This window comes from Novosphingobium aureum (genome assembly GCF_015865035.1).
Classification (GTDB): domain Bacteria; phylum Pseudomonadota; class Alphaproteobacteria; order Sphingomonadales; family Sphingomonadaceae; genus Novosphingobium; species Novosphingobium aureum.
In genome coordinates, this window is sequence record NZ_JADZGI010000004.1 from 125,112 (window position 1) to 142,017 (window position 16,906).

20 protein-coding genes are annotated in these 16,906 nt (G+C 66.9%); 11 read left to right on the top strand and 9 right to left on the bottom strand.

The annotated features are described in order from the left end of the window. Window positions 1–80: 80 nt before the first annotated feature. From I5E68_RS17620 to I5E68_RS17630, 3 genes are all read right to left on the bottom strand, one after another. Window positions 81–536 carry a hypothetical protein gene (locus I5E68_RS17620; RefSeq protein ID WP_197166588.1) on the bottom strand — a complete coding sequence of 152 codons (456 nt, stop codon included), beginning with the start codon at window positions 534–536 and terminating at the stop codon, window positions 81–83. Beyond that, window positions 533–2,968: an FtsK/SpoIIIE family DNA translocase gene (locus I5E68_RS17625; RefSeq protein ID WP_197166593.1), complete on the bottom strand. Its 2,436-nt coding sequence runs from the start codon at window positions 2,966–2,968 to the stop codon at window positions 533–535. Before I5E68_RS17625 ends, I5E68_RS17620 begins: the two co-directional genes overlap by 4 nt. A 72-nt stretch (window positions 2,969–3,040) precedes the next feature. Then, on the bottom strand, window positions 3,041–3,628 hold the full coding sequence (locus I5E68_RS17630) for a thiamine phosphate synthase (RefSeq protein ID WP_197166599.1): 588 nt from the start codon (window positions 3,626–3,628) through the stop codon (window positions 3,041–3,043). Here I5E68_RS17630 and I5E68_RS17635 point away from each other — a divergent pair. After that, complete coding sequence (locus I5E68_RS17635) at window positions 3,627–4,307, top strand: YggS family pyridoxal phosphate-dependent enzyme (protein ID WP_197166609.1); 681 nt, start codon at window positions 3,627–3,629, stop codon at window positions 4,305–4,307. The two genes, I5E68_RS17630 and I5E68_RS17635, sit on opposite strands and share 2 nt — an antisense overlap. 18 nt (window positions 4,308–4,325) lie before the next feature. Here I5E68_RS17635 and I5E68_RS17640 read toward each other — a convergent pair whose 3' ends face one another. Further along, on the bottom strand, window positions 4,326–4,958 hold the full coding sequence (locus I5E68_RS17640; protein ID WP_197166612.1) for a LysE family translocator: 633 nt from the start codon (window positions 4,956–4,958) through the stop codon (window positions 4,326–4,328). A gap of 16 nt (window positions 4,959–4,974) precedes the next feature. Beyond that, entirely contained in the window at window positions 4,975–6,456 is a 1,482-nt protein-coding gene (gene pyk, locus I5E68_RS17645; protein WP_197166613.1) for a pyruvate kinase, read from the bottom strand. Between the two features lie 78 nt (window positions 6,457–6,534). Here pyk and I5E68_RS17650 point away from each other — a divergent pair, with 78 nt between their 5' ends. Next, entirely contained in the window at window positions 6,535–6,846 is a 312-nt protein-coding gene (locus I5E68_RS17650) for a DUF1244 domain-containing protein (protein WP_197166614.1), read from the top strand. Between the two features lie 24 nt (window positions 6,847–6,870). On the opposite strand, the gene I5E68_RS17655 is transcribed toward I5E68_RS17650, so the two are convergent. After that, window positions 6,871–7,947 (bottom strand): AI-2E family transporter, encoded by a 1,077-nt coding sequence (locus I5E68_RS17655; protein WP_197166615.1) that lies wholly within the window; start codon window positions 7,945–7,947, stop codon window positions 6,871–6,873. A 204-nt stretch (window positions 7,948–8,151) separates the two neighbouring features. Between I5E68_RS17655 and I5E68_RS17660 the strand changes: the two genes are divergently transcribed. Further along, window positions 8,152–8,388, top strand: coding sequence for a DUF2312 domain-containing protein (locus tag I5E68_RS17660; RefSeq protein ID WP_197166616.1), 237 nt, complete (start codon window positions 8,152–8,154; stop codon window positions 8,386–8,388). Between the two features lie 71 nt (window positions 8,389–8,459). On the opposite strand, the gene I5E68_RS17665 is transcribed toward I5E68_RS17660, so the two are convergent. After that, window positions 8,460–9,188 (bottom strand): CPBP family glutamic-type intramembrane protease, encoded by a 729-nt coding sequence (locus I5E68_RS17665; RefSeq protein WP_197166617.1) that lies wholly within the window; start codon window positions 9,186–9,188, stop codon window positions 8,460–8,462. Between the two features lie 191 nt (window positions 9,189–9,379). Here I5E68_RS17665 and I5E68_RS17670 point away from each other — a divergent pair, with 191 nt between their 5' ends. Further along, window positions 9,380–9,697 carry a heavy metal-binding domain-containing protein gene (locus I5E68_RS17670; protein ID WP_197166618.1) on the top strand — a complete coding sequence of 106 codons (318 nt, stop codon included), beginning with the start codon at window positions 9,380–9,382 and terminating at the stop codon, window positions 9,695–9,697. Window positions 9,698–9,764: 67 nt separating this feature from the next. Here the strand turns inward: I5E68_RS17670 and I5E68_RS17675 are convergent, their stop codons facing one another. Continuing rightward, window positions 9,765–10,850 (bottom strand): hypothetical protein, encoded by a 1,086-nt coding sequence (locus I5E68_RS17675; protein ID WP_197166620.1) that lies wholly within the window; start codon window positions 10,848–10,850, stop codon window positions 9,765–9,767. A gap of 317 nt (window positions 10,851–11,167) precedes the next feature. Between I5E68_RS17675 and I5E68_RS17680 the strand changes: the two genes are divergently transcribed. The 7 genes from I5E68_RS17680 to ruvB all read left to right on the top strand — a co-directional run bounded on the left by I5E68_RS17680 (window position 11,168) and on the right by ruvB (window position 15,490). Beyond that, window positions 11,168–11,932, top strand: coding sequence for a YebC/PmpR family DNA-binding transcriptional regulator (locus I5E68_RS17680; protein ID WP_197166623.1), 765 nt, complete (start codon window positions 11,168–11,170; stop codon window positions 11,930–11,932). A gap of 46 nt (window positions 11,933–11,978) precedes the next feature. Beyond that, a complete protein-coding gene (gene ruvC, locus I5E68_RS17685) occupies window positions 11,979–12,455 on the top strand; it encodes a crossover junction endodeoxyribonuclease RuvC (RefSeq protein WP_197166624.1) in 477 nt (158 codons plus the stop codon). Window positions 12,456–12,497: 42 nt separating this feature from the next. After that, window positions 12,498–13,022, top strand: a complete 525-nt coding sequence (locus I5E68_RS17690; RefSeq protein ID WP_228727317.1) for a nucleoside deaminase — start codon at window positions 12,498–12,500, stop codon at window positions 13,020–13,022. Window positions 13,023–13,111: 89 nt separating this feature from the next. Then, window positions 13,112–13,723, top strand: a complete 612-nt coding sequence (gene ruvA, locus I5E68_RS17695; RefSeq protein WP_197166625.1) for a Holliday junction branch migration protein RuvA — start codon at window positions 13,112–13,114, stop codon at window positions 13,721–13,723. Window positions 13,724–13,737: 14 nt separating this feature from the next. Continuing rightward, the gene (locus I5E68_RS17700; RefSeq protein WP_197166626.1) at window positions 13,738–14,292 is read left to right on the top strand and encodes a DsrE family protein; all 555 of its coding nucleotides are present in this window, start codon (window positions 13,738–13,740) and stop codon (window positions 14,290–14,292) included. Continuing rightward, on the top strand, window positions 14,289–14,441 hold the full coding sequence (locus I5E68_RS17705; protein WP_197166627.1) for a hypothetical protein: 153 nt from the start codon (window positions 14,289–14,291) through the stop codon (window positions 14,439–14,441). Before I5E68_RS17700 ends, I5E68_RS17705 begins: the two co-directional genes overlap by 4 nt. Next, window positions 14,438–15,490, top strand: coding sequence for a Holliday junction branch migration DNA helicase RuvB (gene ruvB, locus I5E68_RS17710; RefSeq protein WP_197166628.1), 1,053 nt, complete (start codon window positions 14,438–14,440; stop codon window positions 15,488–15,490). The genes I5E68_RS17705 and ruvB overlap by 4 nt, the downstream gene beginning before the upstream one ends. Window positions 15,491–15,989: 499 nt before the next feature. Here ruvB and I5E68_RS17715 read toward each other — a convergent pair whose 3' ends face one another. Beyond that, on the bottom strand, window positions 15,990–16,769 hold the full coding sequence (locus I5E68_RS17715; RefSeq protein ID WP_197166629.1) for a hypothetical protein: 780 nt from the start codon (window positions 16,767–16,769) through the stop codon (window positions 15,990–15,992). Window positions 16,770–16,906: the final 137 nt, after the last annotated feature.

The following is a 16,906-nucleotide window of genomic DNA, read 5'->3' on the forward strand; positions in this document are numbered from 1 at the left end:
TAGGGTGCCTGCGTGCGATTACCAAGTGGCAAGATCGGGTCGCTTGAGAAAAGGCCAGCGCCGGGGCGCCAGTGGCGGTGCTAGCGCGGCTTGATGCCCTTGCACACAAAGCCCAGCACCTTGCCCTGTGCGCTGTCCCACTGCATCGCGCTCACCTTGGGTGCGGGTACCGTGCCGCTCGAGACCTGCGCACCGCTGGGGGCGAGCGCGGTCCAGCTGTAGGTGGTGCTCTGGAGCGTCGCGCAATTGACCGAGCGGCGAGAGTAGATGGTCGTGCCGCGGCTCCAGCTGCCCTGGTCGGAGAGCAGCGTTTCGGCTTGCTTGAAGCTGCGGCCAAGGCCCCCTGCGCGCATGCTCGCGGTGTCGACGAGTACGCTGCGCCCGAGCGTGCGCTCGATGTCGAGCGCGAAGACGCGGTGCCACACGCCCTGCTGGATTGGACCGGCTTCGACCGAGACCCCAGCCTTATCCTTGGCCGCGAGCGGGGCGGCACCGACGAGTGCGCTCAGCACGAGCAGGGCATGCAGATGCCTCATAGCGGGTTCCCGTTCTCGTCGCGGTAGATGTCGCGGCGGCCGACGTGGTTGGCCGGGCCGACGAAGCCGTCGTTCTCCATGCGCTCGACCCACTTGGCGGCGGTGTTGTAGCCCACGCCCATCTGGCGCTGGAGCCAGGAGACCGAGACCTTCTGGTTCTCGAACACCAGCTGGCACACCTGCCGGTACTTGCGCTCTTCGGGCTGGTCCGAGGCGGTGGCGTCGAGGTCGTCGAAGCCGAACGAGCCTTCCTCGGGCTCCTCGGTGACCGCGTCGATGTAGTCGGGCTTGCCCTGCGAGCGCCAGAAGGTGGCGACTTCCTCGACTTCCTCGTCGGAGACGAAGGGGCCGTGGACGCGCTTGATGGGGTCGGTGTTGGGCTTGTAGAGCATGTCGCCCTTGCCCAGCAGCTGCTCGGCGCCCTGTTCGCCAAGGATCGTGCGGCTGTCGATGCGGCTGGTCACCGCAAACGAGATGCGGGTCGGCAGGTTGGCCTTGATGACGCCGGTGATGACGTCGACCGAGGGGCGCTGCGTCGCCATGATGAGGTGGATGCCCGCCGCACGGCTCTTTTGCGAGAGGCGCTGGATGAGCACTTCGATTTCCTTGCCGACGGTGACCATGAGGTCGGCGAGTTCGTCGACGATCAGCACGATCTGGGGCAGGACCTCGTAGTCGAGCTGGTTTTCCTCGTAGAGCTCCTCGCCGGTCTCGGGGTCGAAGCCGATCTGCACGCGGCGGCCCAGCGGCTTGCCCTTGGCGGCGTGGCTGCGCACCTTCTCGTTGAAGCTTTCGAGGTTGCGCACTGAGATCTCGCTCATCATGCGATAGCGGCGCTCCATCTCCTCGACCGCCCACTTCAGCGCGCGCACCGCCTTGGGCGGTTCGGTCACGACCTGCGAGAGCAGGTGCGGGATGTCGTCGTAGCTCTTGAGCTCGAGCACCTTGGGGTCGACCAGGATCAGGCGGCACTGCGCGGGCGTCATGCGGTAGAGCAGTGAGAGCAGGATCGCGTTGAGGCCGACCGACTTGCCCGAACCGGTGGTACCCGCGACGAGCAGGTGCGGCATCTTAGCAAGGTCGGCGACGACCGGCTCGCCCGCGATGTCCTTGCCCAGGATGATCGGCAGCATGCCCTTGTGGTGCGCGAAGGCTTCCGAGGCGACCATCTCCTTGAACGAGACCATCTGGCGGTCGGCGTTGGGCAGCTCGATGCCCATGACCGTGCGGCCCGGGATCGAGGAGACGCGCGCCGAGATCGCGCTCATGTTGCGCGCGATGTCGTCGGCCAGGCCGATCACGCGGCTGGCCTTGATGCCGGGTGCGGGCTCGAGTTCGTACATGGTGACGACCGGTCCGGTGCGCACCGCGGTGATCTCGCCCTTGACGTTGAAGTCGTCGAGCACGGTCTCGAGCAGGCGGGCGTTGCGCTCGAGGCTGAGCTTGTCGATCTTCTGGCCCGATCCCGGCGGCGGGTCGGCGAGCAGGTCGAGGCTGGGCAGCTCGAAAGTGTCGAACATGTCCTTCTGGCGGCTGCCGAGGCCGAGTTGCGCAGGCGTGGCGGTGGCCTTGGGGTCGACGATCTCGGGCGCCTTGCGCGGCTTTTCGCCGGTGATGGCGGGGGCCGGGCGCGCCTTGGCAGGGGCTTCCGCATCGCGGGCGGGGCCGGTGTCGAGGTCGGCGGCGAGATCGTCCTCGTCGTCGGCGGACTGGCGCTTGCGCGCGAGGGCGCGGGGCTTGCGCGGCGCAGAGGGAAGCGCGCCGGGCAGGGCTTCCGGCAGGCGGCCGATACGTCCGGGCAAGGTCAGCAGCACGCCCCAGTCGATCGCGAAGATGCGCCCGAGCATGGCGACCCCGGTGACGAGGAAGACCAGCGCGACGCAAAGCTTGATCCATCCCTGCACGGCTTCGGGCGCGAGGCCGGAAAGGGCCTCGATGCCGTCGGCGCCGAGCAGTCCGGTGATCCCGCCCATCGAGGCGGGCAGGTTGCCGCCGGGGCTCGAGAACCAGAGCGAGAGGACGGTCGCGATCAGCACCATCGCCAGGATCAGCAAGGCGACCGGGCGCCACCAGCGCTGGTTGGAATGCTCGACCTCGCTGTCGTCCTCTTCGACGAGCAGCCACAGCTTGCGGGCGAAGACGTAGAGCAGCGGCACGAAGAGAGCGCCCACCGGCCCGAACAGCATCAGCACCGCGTCGGCGACCCAGGCGCCGGGCGCCCCCATCCAGTTCTGCGTGGTGGTGCCCGCGGCAGTCGATCCCGAGGCGTCGGTCTGGTGGTAGCTGAGCAGGGCGACGGCGAGAAACGCCATCGCCGCGAACAGCGCCAGCGCGCCGCCGAGCTCGCCCGCACGCCGGACCGAACGTTTCAGAACTGCGCGCCAGTCGGGCCGCGGCGCGCGCCGCGCCTGGCCCATGGAGCGTGTCGCCATGTGGAATTCCCTCGAGTTAAGCGGATCGATAATGCGACGGGCAGGGACTCTGCGTCAAGAACATAGCGGGAATCAGGCTGTGGGGGACTTGTCCGACTCGCCGGAAAGTCCGTCGATTGCGGCCCACCGGGTGGTGTGCAGACGTCTTGCCGTCGCTCGCGTCATCCCGCCCAGCGCGATCACCGGGACACGGGCATGAGCTGCGAGGAGGTGAAAGCGCAGCACACCGAGCGACTTGCCGCCCGGGTGCGAGCGGGTCGCGAAGACCGGGGAGATCAGCACCGCGTTGGCGCGCGCGCGATGCGCTGCGGCCAGTTCCTGATGCGAGTGGACGGTGACGAGCCGCAGCAGGGCGGGGCCCTGCGCCAGTCTCGCGGGCGCGCCATAGGCACCGTCGGCACCCCAGCGCCGCGCGGTGGCGACATCTGCGGCTAGCACCACGAGGTGGCCGCGCCGCCTGGCGATCCTCGAGATGGCGCGAAACCGGGCCTTGCGAGGGCCATCGGACAAGTGGTGATGGCGAAAGATCACCCCGCTCGCGCGCGGCAGGCGCGCCATGGCCTGCTCGAGCACGGCATCGTTGCGCGCGTCGGAGACGAGCCACAGGTGTGGAATCGATGGGTGGCGGTTGGGCACGGGGACGCTATAGCAGCGCGCCATGGATCAGCCAGACTCTACTCCGCACGACGCATCCCCGCTTGCCGAAGTGCGCGCGCGCATCGCGCGCATCGCCGCGATCGCCTCGCGCAAGGCGGACGACATCGAACTCATCGCCATTTCCAAGACTCATCCGGCAGAGCGCATCGCGCCGCTGATCGGGGAAGGCCAGCGCGTCTTCGGCGAGAACCGCGTGCAGGAAGCGCAGGACAAGTGGCCCGCGCTACGCGAGGCGCATCCCGACATCGCGCTGCATCTCGTGGGCCAGCTCCAGTCGAACAAGGCCGAGGACGCAGTCGGGTTGTTCGACTGCATCCACTCGCTCGACCGTCCCTCGCTGGTCAGCGCGCTGGGCAAGGCGATGGACAAGACCGGTCGGCGCGTGCCGTGCTTCGTGCAGGTCAACATCGGTGCGGAAGAGCAGAAGGGCGGCTGCCCTATCGCCGAGGTGCCCGCGCTGCTGGCTTCGGCGCGCGAGGCGCAGATTCCGGTCATCGGCCTGATGTGCGTGCCCCCGCTCGAGATCGAGCCCGCGCCGTTCTTCGCGCTGCTCGCCAGGATCGCGGCGGACAATGGCCTCGACCAGCTTTCGATGGGCATGAGCGGCGACTTCGAGACCGCGATCATGCTCGGCGCGACGCACGTGCGCGTAGGCTCGGCGCTGTTTGGCGCACGCGGCTGAGCCCCCGGCGTCGCAACGCTAGCGGTTGGCCAGTAGGGCCAGTCCGAAACCTGCGAAGACAGTGCCGGTCAGGCGGTTGAACAGCCGCTTGACCGGGGCGCGGGTCAGCGAGGCCGCGATCGAGCGGCCTCCCAGCGCGTAGATGTTGTACCAGAGCCCCTCGATGACGGCGAAAGTCGCGACGAGTATGGCGAACTGGGGAAGCTGGGGACGCCCGGCGTCGATGAACTGCGGTAGGAAGGCCGCCGCGAAAAGGATCGCCTTCGGGTTGGAAATGCTGATCGTGAAGCCGGTGCGGAACACCGTGCGGGCGGGCACGTGCGGCGCTGAAAGACCATGTGTCCCCTCCACCGCCGCCGCCACCTCGACCGGTGCGCGCCAGGCGCGGTAGCCGAGGTAGAGCAGGTAGGCCGCGCCCGCGTAGCGCAGGATCGTGAACAGCCCCGGCATGGCGTGGAGCAGGGTCGAGAGGCCGGCGACCGAGGCTGCGAGCAGGCACAGGAGGGCCGTGAGGCACCCCGCCATGGCGGCAACTGAGCGCCTGTAGCCCAGTTCCACGCTGCGCGAGAGCACGTGCAGCATGTTCGGCCCCGGTGTCGCGCTCAGCAGGAAGACCGCGACGACGAACAGCCACCAGTTGTGCAGAGCCATGGCTCCGGGGTCCTTCCTAGCGCGGCGTTTCCAGCTCGTTGCCGGTCAGCGTGACGATGTGCAGCAGGTTGGTCGAGCCCGGAGTGCCGAAGGGCACGCCCGCCAGCGTGACGAGGCGCGTGCCGGCATCGCCGAAGCCGTGGCGCAGCGCCATGCGCTTGCCCTTGGCGATCATCTCCTCGAAGCTGCCGATGTCGCGGGTGGTGACCGTGTGCGTGCCCCAGAGCAGTGCGAGACGGCGCGCGCAGGTCTGCGAGGGGGTCAGCACGAGCATCGGCGCGGCGGGACGTTCGCGCGCCACGCGGCGGGCAGAACCGCCCGAGCCGGTGAAGACGATGATGCCCTCGATCGGCAGGGTGTCCGCGATCTGCGCGCAGGAACCGGCCAGCGCGTCGGCGGTGGTCGCATCGAGCGGGGTCTGGGCAATGTGGATGCGCTCGGCATAGGTCGAATCACTTTCGACCTTCACCGCGATGCGGTCCATGATCGTCACGGCCTCGACCGGCCAGTCGCCCGCCGCGGTCTCGGCCGAGAGCATCACCGCGTCGGCGCCGTCGTAGACCGCGTTGGCAACGTCGGAGACCTCGGCGCGGGTCGGCGTAGGGCTCTTGATCATCGATTCGAGCATCTGCGTCGCGACCACCACCGGCTTGCCGCTGGCACGGGTCTTCTCGATGATGTGCTTCTGGATGGGGGGGACTTCCTCGGGCAGCAGTTCGACGCCGAGGTCGCCGCGCGCGACCATGATGCCGTCGGACAGCTCGATGATGCCCTCGAGGCTGGTCACCGCCGCGGGCTTCTCGATCTTGGCCATGAGCGCGCCGTGGCCGCCCATCAGCTTGCGCGCCTCGGCGACGTCCTCGGGACGCTGGACGAAGGAGAGGCCGATCCAGTCGGCCTTCTGCTCGACCGCGAAGGCGAGGTCGCGCTTGTCCTTCTCGGTCAGCGCCGGGACCGGCACGATCGCATCGGGAATGTTGACACCCTTGCGGTCGGAGATCGGTCCGCCGACCTCGGCCGAGCACAGGATCTCGTTCTCGTCGGCGCGGATCACCTTGAGCTGCAGCTTGCCGTCGTCGATCAGCAGGCGCTGGCCCTTCTCGAGGATGCCGAAAAGCTCGGGATGGGGTAGGCAGACACGATCGTCGTCGCCCGGCTCGGGGTTGCGGTCGAGCGTGAAGTGCGCGCCGTGCTTGAGGAAGGCCTTGCCGTCCTTGAACTGGCCAACGCGCAGCTTGGGGCCCTGCAGGTCGCACAGGATCGCGACCGGGCGCATCAGGTCCTTCTCGACCGCGCGGATGTTGGCGATGGTCTCGCGGTGAGTCTCGTGGTCGCCGTGGCTCATGTTGACGCGGAAGGCGTCGGCTCCGCGCTGGAGCAGCTTGGCGATCGTCTCCTTGTCGCGGCTGGCAGGGCCGAGCGTCGCGAGGATCTTGACCCTGCGCTGGCGCTTGATGCCACGGTGATGCGGAGAACGACGATAGGGAATGTTTGCCAAGATTCGGTCTGCCTCTTTCGGAACCCGCGGCCCATATGGCAAAGGGTTGCCAACAAACCAAGTTCGAACGGTAGGGTAATGGACGAGAAGCTGGATATAGACACGCTCGATGACGCAACGGCTGCAGCGGCCTTCCGCCGGCTGGTGAGGCACCTGCAGGTGCGCCACGATGCGCAGAACATCGATCTCATGGGGCTGGCGGGTTTCTGCCGCAACTGTCTGGCAGACTGGATCCGCGACGGCGGGTTCGAGGGCGACAAGGCCGAGGCACGCGCGCTGATCCACGGCATGCCCTTTGCCGAGTGGAAGGACAAGTACCAGAGCGAAGCGACGCCCGAGCAGCTCGCGCGCATGGAAGAGAGCCTGAAGAAGAACGCGCCCGGTCACTGATCGGGCGGTCATGGCCGCGCAGACTCAGTCCTCGCCGTTGCCGATCTCGATGGGCTTGCCGAGCAGCGTCTTCACGTAGATGCGCTGGACCAGCACGTAGAGGCAGATCGTCAGCGGCGCTGCCAGCAGTACGCCGAGCATGCCGAACAGCGTGCCCGCGGCGACGACGGCGAAGAGCAAGATCGCGGGCGGAATGTTGACCGCCTGCTTCTGGATCATCGGCTGCAGCAGGTTGCCCTGGAGCTGCTGCACCACGAGGTAGAGCCCCGCGGTCCACAGCGCGGTCATCGGCGAGACGGTGAGTGCGAGCAGCACGGCCGGGGTCCCGGCGATGACCGGACCGATCAGCGGGATGACGTCGAGCAGCCCGGCAATGAGGCCAAGGCCCGCTGCCGAGGGAATGCCGAGCAGTGCAAGGCCGCCCCAGGTCAGGATCGCGACGAGGATCGAGGAGATCACTTGTCCGCGCATCCAGCCGGTGAGTCCCATCCAGGCATCGTCGAGCGCCGCCTCGGCGACGGCTTCCGCCTTTTCGGGCACGAGCAGCAGCAGTCCGCGCCGGTAGAGCTGCGGGCTGCCGGCGATGAACAGGGCGCCGGCGATGATCAGCACGAGGTTGGTGAGACCCGTGCCCATCGTCATCACATAGCCCCCGGCATTGCCGAGCAGGTCCGAGGAGCCCTTCTTGGCCTGCGCGATCGTCTGCTGGACGGCCGGGCCGATGCCCAGCTCGCCAAGCAGCTGCTGGAGCCTGTCGACGGCCTTGGGCAGCGCGGCGCGGATCGCGTCGAACTCGCCTGCGAGCTGCGCGCCGAACAGGAACAGCGCTCCGACGAAGACACCGAGCAGGATCAGCGCTGACAGGGTCAGCGCCAGACCGCGTCCGAGCGGCGTGTGCTTGCCGATGGCAGTGGCGAGAGTGTCGAACACGACGGCGAGCACGACAGCGGCGACGACCATGAGCAGGAAGCTCGCCATGGTAACGAGGAGATAGGCGACGCCGACGAGTGCGAGCACGATGACCACGCGCCCGGCAAAGCGGCCTGCGCCGCGTTCCAGGGTGCTCGCGCCACTGTCCGGCGATTGTGTCTCGTGCTGCATCTCGTGTCTTCCCCTCGGCCCGTGCGCCCCGCAAGGGACTGCGGCAAGGAAAAGCGGGAGGTGGATCGCTTGTTCCACACGCCGATCGTTCCACGATATCCACAGGCGAAGTCTTTGCCCGAATCTCAAGCTGGCGCTATCAGCCCCGGCCATTCGTCACACGACACCCGATTCCCGAAATCCAACTTGCGGAGCTGATATCCCATGGCCGAAACCACCGACGATCGCCTGCGCCTCCTGATCGAGCGCATCGAGCGCCTCGAAGAGGAAAAGAAGGGCATCTCGGACGACGTCCGCGACGTCTACAACGAGGCCAAGGCGGTCGGCTACGACGTCAAGATCATGCGCCAGATCGTGCGCCTGCGTAAGATGAAGCCCGACGACCGTCGCGAGATGGATCTCGTGCTCGAGACCTACCGCAACGCGCTCGGCCTCGACTGAGCGTTGCCGGTCCGTGCTGGCAGGGGCGCCGTCCCTGTCCGCCCGGACCGCTTGCGTCGCCAGCGGCTGGCTCAGCTCCCGGCGACGAGACCGAGCAGGACCACCGCGCCATTGGCGCTGGCGTGCTCGATCATCGAGCCGACGAGGCCGATGCGCTGGCGCGTGAAGCCCAGCATGATGCCTGCCCACAGCTGCGGCAGGACCAGCAGCAGCGTCGCTGCCGAGACCTGCGCATAGTTCAGCGTGTGCACGCCCGCGAAGACCAGTGCCATGATCCAGTAGATCGCGGGGAACGCACCCGCGAAGCTGCGCAGCGGGGCGCGTCGGCGCAGGGCCGTCCACCCTGCGACCGCGACAAGGATCACGCCCGCGAGCAGCGCCAGCATGAGCTTGCCGTCGTGCACCGTCGCTGCCGTCGCGATCGATGCGGCGATGGCGCAGGCGAGCAGCCACAGGGCGCGGGGTCGACCGCTCTGCCAGCCCCGGAACACCAGCTCCTCGAGCACCGGGGCGATCACAACCACTGCCGGGATCAGCCAGTTGCCCGGGATCTTGCCGAAGGCGTCGGGCGGGGCGAGCCCCATCGATTTCTGCACCATGAGCGTGAGTGGCAGCAGGCAAAGGATCAGCACTGCCCAGTGCAGCACGCATAGCACGCCCAGCGCCCCCCAGTTCGAGGCACGGGCGAGGCCCGCGGGCTGCATCAGCCGGGGCCGGGCAAGGAAGCCGAGCAGGTCTCCGAGAATGGTGCGATAGCTGGCGGGCGCGCCGGTGGATCGTGGGTCTTGCTGGCTCGACATGTCCCGAGGTCTAATCCTGCTACCTTGCCAAAAGCTTGTTCTCGCGGACAATTAGGTGTCTGATTGCCTGCCTGCGTCAAGTGCGAGGCGGCGTTCTTCGCGTGTTTTCCCGGGGGCACCCGGTATCCCGAGCGGAAAATTTGCGCCGCGCTTCGCGCTGCTTGTCACACTGTATTGTCAGGGAGAGGCTTATGATCACCACTACCACCCCGATTGTCGAAGGACGTCCCGCAAAGGAATACCTCGGTGTCGTCACCGGAGAGGTCATCGTCGGGGCAAACCTCGTGCGTGACCTCTTTGCCAGCATTACCGACATCGTCGGTGGCCGCTCGGGCAAGTACGAACAGGTCCTCCAGCGTGCGCGCAAGGAAGCGCTTGCGGAAATGGAGGAAGAGGCGCTTCGCCTTGGCGGCAACGCGGTCGTAGGCGTCGACATCGACTACGAAGTGCTTGGCAAGACCGGCTCGATGCTGATGGTGAGCTGCTCGGGCACTGCGGTCGTGCTGTGATTGTCTTGCGCTCGTCCTTGGTTTCGCGAAGGACGAGGTATCGCTGAGCCTTGGTCGTAGCCCCCGCTCAACCCGGTTCGGGACCGGGGGTGGGGCCATCGTCTGCGCCGTTGTCTTCGTGATCCGCCTCGTCGCTTGCGTGATCTGGTTCGGGAGTACCTGAAGGCGTCACTTCGGTATCGAGCCGGTTCGGCAGGGCGATGGGAGGTGTGGCCGGTGCCGTCACGGGTTCGTTCACGCTGACCGGGTTCTGCATCAGGTTCTGGAACCTCTCTTGCTGCAGGGTGCGCAAGCGGTCCTGCAATTGCAGAAGGCTCGCCTCGGCCTTGTCCTTGAGCAGCGGATCGCCTGCGCGCCGCGTTTCGGATGCGATCTGCATGTTGAGCAGCGTCTCTGCCTGCCGCAGGTTCATTTCCCGGACGACGGCCGCCATGCCCTCCTGATTGAGCGCTGCGTCGAGCAACAGCTGTACGCCCTTCTCGAAAGAGCAGGCCTGATGGTATTCGTTCACCAGCCGGACCATGTCGTCGACGGTATAGGTGTCTACCGAATCCATCCGGCGCGCGAGCAGTGACTGCATGAGGCGATTGCGCTCGGTATCCATCACCTTGGTGATCGCCGGGGCAATCTGGTTCTGGTAGACGTTCGCGTCGATGTTGCTGTGGGTCGCCACCGAAAGCCCGGCCAGGCCGGCCAGGATCGACTTCGCCCGCTCCCCCGTGACGATGCTGCTGCTCGTGCTGAGACCTGCCGCGAAGAAGTCGAGGATCGAGGAGACGGCGGCCCTGCGACCGTAGATACGGCCTTTCTCCTGCGTGCAGATCATGTCGGCGCGCGAGAGCAGGATTGCCTGCAGTCGGTTGCGCGCAGTCTGGCTGCCGAGCGCCTCTGTATAGGCGAGTTTTTCTGGTGCTTTCTTTTCCTGTGGCGCATTCTTGCTGCGCACCGTTTTTGGAAAAGTGAAGCAATCGAGATCGAGCGCCAGCTTGTCATCGCCCTCGAGCCCTTCGACCAGACAGTCCTGGTTGCCGATGCTCGCCGCTATGGCAGGATTTACTCTGGCCGACCGGCCGACCGTTCCGCAGCCGGATAGGGCAGAGGCGAGAAGTGCCAGTCCGCACAGTCGCAGTGATGATTGCATAAAGATGCGCATGAAAAGGCCCCCCGGCTCGATTGCAGCGATGGGGCCAGTGTTCGTCGTTCGGGCGCGCCTTGCCACTGGAGACTGATCGGTAATGGCATCAAGAAGCGTCCGTCTTGGCTTGAGTGCCTGTCTCAGCGGCAGGCCGCAGGTCCGAGCGGATGGTAAAGGCGCCAATCGTGGCAGGTGTTGCTCTGGGGCGAAGCCTTGTTGTAAGGGCGCCCGACCAGATTTTTAACGGACTCGCCCCGTAGCCGCCGCGCATGTGCGTTTATCGCCGTCGCGCACCGGTGATGCACCAGGCGGCGGGCAGACAAGAAGAGCGACCGATGGCAGGCCATTCCAAATTCAAGAACATCATGCATCGCAAGGGTGCGCAGGACAAGAAGCGCTCGGCGCAGTTCTCCAAGCTCAGCCGCGAAATCACCGTGGCCGCCAAGATGGGCATGCCCGACCCCGACATGAACCCGCGCCTGCGCGCTGCGGTCAACGCCGCCAAGGCGCAGTCGATGCCCAAGGACAACATCCAGCGCGCGATCGACAAGGCCTCGAAGGGCGATGCCGAGAACTACGAGGAAGTGCGCTACGAGGGCTACGGCCCGGGCGGTGTCGCGCTGATCGTCGAGGCACTGACCGACAACCGCAACCGCACCGCCACCAACGTGCGCACCGCCTTCTCCAAGAACGGCGGCAACCTCGGCGCTTCTGGCGCGGTCAGCCACGGTTTCGAGCGTCTCGGCCTGATCGAGTATCCCGCCTCGGTGGGTGACGAGGACAAGGTTCTCGAGGCCGCGATCGAGGCGGGCGCCGACGATGTCGAGAGCGACATGGGCGATGGCGACGAGAATCCGGGCGGCCACAGCATCTGGGTCGCTTCCGACGCGCTTCACGAAGTCGCCGCCGAGCTCGAGAAGGTTCTGGGCGAGGCCGAAGGCGTGAAGCTGGCATGGCGTCCCAACCTCAAGGTCGATGTCGACGAGGGCACCGCGAGCACGCTGCTCAAGCTGGTCGATACGCTCGACGACGACGACGACGTCCAGACTGTCTGGGGCAACTACGAGATCTCCGACGAGGTCATGGAAAAGCTGGGCTGATACGGTCCTTCCCGAGTTGATCCGATAAGCCGGGGCACTTGGCGCCATGATCATCATCGGGCTCGATCCCGGCCTTACCTGCACCGGCTGGGGCGTGGTCGCCAAGAGCGGCAGCCGCCTCAGCCACGTCGCCAACGGGCAGATCCGCACCGACGCCAAGGCCTGCATGGCCGACCGGCTGGTCGAGCTCGATGCGGCGCTGACCGACGTGATCCTCCATCACCGGCCCGATGCGGGCGCGGTCGAGGAGGTCTTCGTCAACGTGAACCCGCAATCGACGCTCAAGCTCGGACAGGCACGCGGTGTCGCCATGCTCTCGATCGCGCGCGCCGGGCTGCCGGTGGCGGAGTACTCGACCAAGGTCGTCAAGAAGGCGCTGGTCGGTACCGGGGGTGCCGACAAGAAGCAGATCCAGCACATGCTGCGCGTCCTGCTGCCCGGTGTCACGCTGGCGGGCGAGGATGCCTCCGACGCGCTCGCCGTCGCGATCACCCACGCCAACATGCTGGGCAGCCACCGCTGAACCTTGCGGGAACGCGCCTGCAAGGCCAGGCGTTTGCCGCGCATGACCAGATCCGAACCGGGCGCGAAGAGCGTAGATAGCAGCGACGCTGTATGGATGCGCATGGCGCTCGAGCACGCCGTCGCCGAGAAGGGCACCGACCCTGCCCAGACGCCGATTGGTGCCGTGATCGTGCGTGACGGCGTGCTGCTCGCGCGCGGCGTCAACCTTACCGAGGAGCACCACGATCCCACCGCCCATGCCGAAGTCGTGGCGATGCGCGCGGCGGGCGAGGCGACCGGCGAGATGCGCTTCGAGGGCGCGACGCTCTACACCACGCTGCAGCCCTGCGGGATGTGCACGATGGCCTCGATCTGGGCAGGCATCAGCCGCATCGTCTATGGCGCGGGGCGCGACGACGTCCATGAAATGTACTTCGAGGACCGCCACCTCTCGACGCTCGATTTCGTCGCCGATGCCTGGAAGGACGACCTGACGCTTGTCGGCGGGGTCCTCGCGCGCGAGTGCGCGCAGCTCTATTTCGGCCCTCACGACGCGGTTCCCGAAGAGATGCAGGGCAACGACTGAGCGGCGCGGCGTGGTTGGGGGCGCGCACCGGTGGATCGCGCGCGATAGGGGCTGGCGTGGCGATTTCGTTCCTGCCATAGGAACAAACCATGATCGCGAAGCTCACCGGACTGCTTGACGACACCGGCCCCGACTGGGCGGTGATCGACGTCAATGGCGTTGGATACCTCGTGCACTGCTCGGCGCGCACGCTCGATCACCTCGGCATTCGCGGCGACAAGGTCGTGGTCCATACCGAGATGCAGGTCTCCGAGACCGACCAGCGCCTGATCGGCTTCACCTCGGCGGCCGAGCGCAACTGGTTCCGGCTGCTGACCGCGGTGCAGGGGGTGGGGTCGAAGGTCGCGCTGGCGATCCTCTCGGTGCTCTCGACCGAGGAACTCCAGCGCGCCTGCGCGGGCGGAGACAGCGCGATGGTCGCGCGCGCCAATGGCGTTGGCCCCAAGCTCGCGACGCGCATCGTCAACGAATTGAAGGACAAGGCGGGCGGGATGCCGGTGGCACCGGGCTCGCCGGCGCTCGGCGCGACGGCCGTTGTGCCCGCAGGCTCGGCCAGCGCGGACGCCGTCTCGGCGCTCCAGAATCTGGGCTTCAAGCCCGCCGTCGCCAGCGCCGCCGTCGCCCATGCGACGGGCAAGCTGGGCGAGGATGCCGGGCTCAACGATCTCGTGCGCGTGGCGCTCAAGAAGGCTTCGGGGTGAAGAGGGGATTGACCATGATCGCAAGGTTCGTGACGGCAGCGCTCGCGCTTGGCCTGGTGTCGGGCGCACCGCTCGCAGCGCAGGACATGTCCGGTTTCAGCAAGGGGCCGGTCTTTACCGAATACGGCGCGGTGGCCCGGGTCGAGTCCGACTTGCCGGTAGGGCCCGAGACGCACTTCAAGGTCGTCTACAACGTCCACGAAGGTGCCAAGCCCGGCGAAGTGCTGCGCGCCTTCGACACCGCCGCGCGCTTCATCAACATGAACGTTGCCGCCGGCGTGCCCGAGAAGAACATCGCGGTTGCCCTCGTCGTGCATGGCAAGGCGGGCTGGGACCTTACCAGTGATGCCGCTTATGCCGCTCACTTCGATGGCAAGGCCCAGGCCAATGCCAGCGGCAAGCTCGTCGGCCAGTTGCTCGCGCACGGGGTGAAGATCTACATCTGCGGCCAGAGCGCGAAGGCCATGGGCATCGACAGGAGCGACCTCATCCCCGGCGTGCAGGTGGCACTGTCTGCGATGGATGCCTTTGCGCTCCTGCAGCAGCAGGGCTACGTGCTGCTGCCGTGAAGAAGGCCGGGCTCGCGGCTCTGGTCCTCGCAGGACTGGCCGCTGCGGCCCTTCTCGCCAACTGGCTCATGCGCTGGCTGGCGATCGACAGCTGCCTCGATGCTTCGGGCGCCTGGGACTACGCAAGGAACGTTTGCCTCTACCGATGACCGATAACCCGATCCTCTCTCCCGCCTCGCAGCCCGAGGACGCCGATGCGGCGCTCAGGCCAAAGACCCTGTCCGATTTCGTCGGGCAGGAAGCGGCCAAGGACAACCTGCACGTTTTCATCGAGAGCGCCAAGTCGCGGCGCGAGGCGATGGATCACACGCTGTTCTTCGGACCGCCGGGCCTCGGCAAGACGACGCTGGCGCAGATCGTCGCGCGCGAGCTGGGCGTGGGCTTTCGCGCCACCTCGGGCCCGGTCATCGCCAAGGCGGGCGATCTCGCTGCGCTGCTCACCAATCTCGAGCAGGGCGACGTCCTGTTCATCGACGAGATCCACCGCCTCAATCCGGTGGTCGAGGAAGTGCTCTACCCGGCGATGGAGGACCGCGCGCTCGACCTCATCATCGGCGAAGGCCCTGCTGCACGTTCTGTACGTATCGACCTGCCGCCCTTCACGCTGATTGGGGCCACCACGCGACAGGGGCTGCTCCAGACCCCCTTGCGCGACCGTTTCGGCATCCCGGTGCGCCTCCAGTTCTATACCGTGCCCGAGTTGGAGCACGTGGTGACGCGCGGGGCGAACCTGCTCGGCATCGGCATGGACAAGGGCGGCGCGACCGAGATCGCGCGCCGCTCGCGCGGAACGCCGCGCGTCGCAGGGCGCCTGATGCGCCGCGTGCGCGACTTCGCCCACGTCGCGGGCTCGGACGTCATCACCCGCGCCATCGCCGACGATGCGCTGACCCGGCTCGACGTCGATTCGATCGGTCTCGACATGCAGGACCGGCGCTACCTCACGATGATCGCCGACATCTACAAGGGCGGCCCGGTCGGCGTCGAGACGCTGGCGGCGGGCCTGTCCGAGCCGCGTGACACGATCGAGGAAGTGATCGAGCCCTACCTCATCCAGCTCGGCCTCGTCGCGCGGACCGCGCGTGGCCGCTGCCTCAACGATCGTGGCTGGCAGCACCTCGGCCTGACACCACCCGAAGGCGCGGCAGGCAATGCACGTCAGGTGGGCCTGTTCGACTCGGGCAGGGCGGAAGGCTGAGCCACAGCGACGCCGCCAATGCCGGGGCGATACCGGTGATTTGCATATGCCCGGGCGGCTCGGTTCGTCCCGTTATGGCACATGGCGTCCCGATTCCGATTCCATTAACTACGTTTATCCCTCATGCTAAGGAAAAATGGGGCTAAGAGGGGCGTCGCGTTAACCTCATTCAGAGGTCGGGTGTGTCATAGGGCTCTCTGTGATCGGGTCGACACAGCCGGTCAGGTGCGACGAGAACGAGAAGTGATTTTGCCATGTCGATAAGGACTGCCATCGCAAAACTGTCTGCCTGCGCGGCGGGCTGCGCCGTCGTGGGTGGCGGCGCCGTCCATGTGGCCGAACAGCAGTCCGCCAAGACCGAGTATCGCAAGGTCAAGGTCGCCAAGCAGGCCAAGCCGGCCAAGCGCATCGTGCGCCGTCCACGCCCGGCACCGGTCGGCGAGCGCAACATTGCCCCCCCGGTCGAGCCGCAGATCGCCATGGCACCGCTTCCCGTGCCCTACGATCCCCCGGCAAGCCGCGTCATCCCCCAGGGTGGCACGAGCGGAGGCACGCCGCCGGTCGTGATCGGCGGTTCGTCGAGCGGCGGTGGTTTCGGTGGTGGCTTCTTCGGCGGTTTCTTCGGCGGCGGGTCGAGCGGCGGCAGCACCGTCGTCATCACCTCGACGAGTTCCAGTTCGAGCAGCTCTTCTTCGTCGAGCTCCTCGTCTTCGTCCAGTTCGTCGAGTTCTTCGGGGGGCGAAGAGGGAGCAACCAGCTCCACCTCGACCTCCTCGGGCGGTTCCAGCGGTTCATCCAGCTCGACTTCGTCGTCGAGCGGCGGCGAAAGTTCCACCTCGACTACCTCGACCTCGGGCGGTGCGACTTCGGGCGGCTCCACCACCAGCAGCGGTGCAAGCTCGAGCGGTGGTTCGACTTCCTCTTCGGGCTCGTCGTCCAGTTCGACTTCGTCCTCTACGTCGACCTCGTCGTCGAGTGGTGGCGAAAGCTCGAGTACCGGTGGCAGGACCTCTTCGTCGACCACCACCTCAGGCGGGGCCAGCACGAGCACCACGACCGGCGGCAGCACGACCAGCGGGAGCAGCACGAGCACGGGTGGCAGCACCACCGGTAGCTCCAGTACCTCGACTGGTGGTAGTTCGACCTCGAGCACCTCGGGCAGCAGCACAACGAGCGGTGGACCGCCGCCCCCGCCCCCGCCTCCGCCGACCGATGTTCCCGAGCCGCCGATGGTGATCTTGTTCGGTGCAGCCGCTGCGGCAGTCTTTGCGCGACGCAAGCTTGGAGCGCGTGCCCGGGCTGCCTGACACCGGCACAGCGACAGGACAATTCATCCGCCGAGAAGGGGAGCCATCGAGCTCCCCTTTTTCGTTCGTGCACCATGTCGCCCGTGAAGCGGGCCCGGCCCTCAGCCCG

Coding starts and splice junctions, on each gene's coding strand:
- I5E68_RS17630 (WP_197166599.1), bottom strand. CDS start 3,628: ATGGCGCGCTGCTATAGCGTCCCCGTGCCCAACCGCCACCCATCGATT.
- I5E68_RS17655 (WP_197166615.1), bottom strand. CDS start 7,947: ATGCAGCACGAGACACAATCGCCGGACAGTGGCGCGAGCACCCTGGAA.
- I5E68_RS17640 (WP_197166612.1), bottom strand. CDS start 4,958: ATGGCTCTGCACAACTGGTGGCTGTTCGTCGTCGCGGTCTTCCTGCTG.
- I5E68_RS17690 (WP_228727317.1), top strand. CDS start 12,498: ATGACCAGATCCGAACCGGGCGCGAAGAGCGTAGATAGCAGCGACGCT.
- ruvC (WP_197166624.1), top strand. CDS start 11,979: ATGATCATCATCGGGCTCGATCCCGGCCTTACCTGCACCGGCTGGGGC.
- I5E68_RS17670 (WP_197166618.1), top strand. CDS start 9,380: ATGATCACCACTACCACCCCGATTGTCGAAGGACGTCCCGCAAAGGAA.
- ruvA (WP_197166625.1), top strand. CDS start 13,112: ATGATCGCGAAGCTCACCGGACTGCTTGACGACACCGGCCCCGACTGG.
- I5E68_RS17660 (WP_197166616.1), top strand. CDS start 8,152: ATGGCCGAAACCACCGACGATCGCCTGCGCCTCCTGATCGAGCGCATC.
- I5E68_RS17620 (WP_197166588.1), bottom strand. CDS start 536: ATGAGGCATCTGCATGCCCTGCTCGTGCTGAGCGCACTCGTCGGTGCC.
- I5E68_RS17700 (WP_197166626.1), top strand. CDS start 13,738: ATGATCGCAAGGTTCGTGACGGCAGCGCTCGCGCTTGGCCTGGTGTCG.
- I5E68_RS17680 (WP_197166623.1), top strand. CDS start 11,168: ATGGCAGGCCATTCCAAATTCAAGAACATCATGCATCGCAAGGGTGCG.
- I5E68_RS17675 (WP_197166620.1), bottom strand. CDS start 10,850: ATGCGCATCTTTATGCAATCATCACTGCGACTGTGCGGACTGGCACTT.
- I5E68_RS17650 (WP_197166614.1), top strand. CDS start 6,535: ATGGACGAGAAGCTGGATATAGACACGCTCGATGACGCAACGGCTGCA.
- ruvB (WP_197166628.1), top strand. CDS start 14,438: ATGACCGATAACCCGATCCTCTCTCCCGCCTCGCAGCCCGAGGACGCC.
- I5E68_RS17625 (WP_197166593.1), bottom strand. CDS start 2,968: ATGGCGACACGCTCCATGGGCCAGGCGCGGCGCGCGCCGCGGCCCGAC.
- I5E68_RS17635 (WP_197166609.1), top strand. CDS start 3,627: ATGGATCAGCCAGACTCTACTCCGCACGACGCATCCCCGCTTGCCGAA.
- I5E68_RS17665 (WP_197166617.1), bottom strand. CDS start 9,188: ATGTCGAGCCAGCAAGACCCACGATCCACCGGCGCGCCCGCCAGCTAT.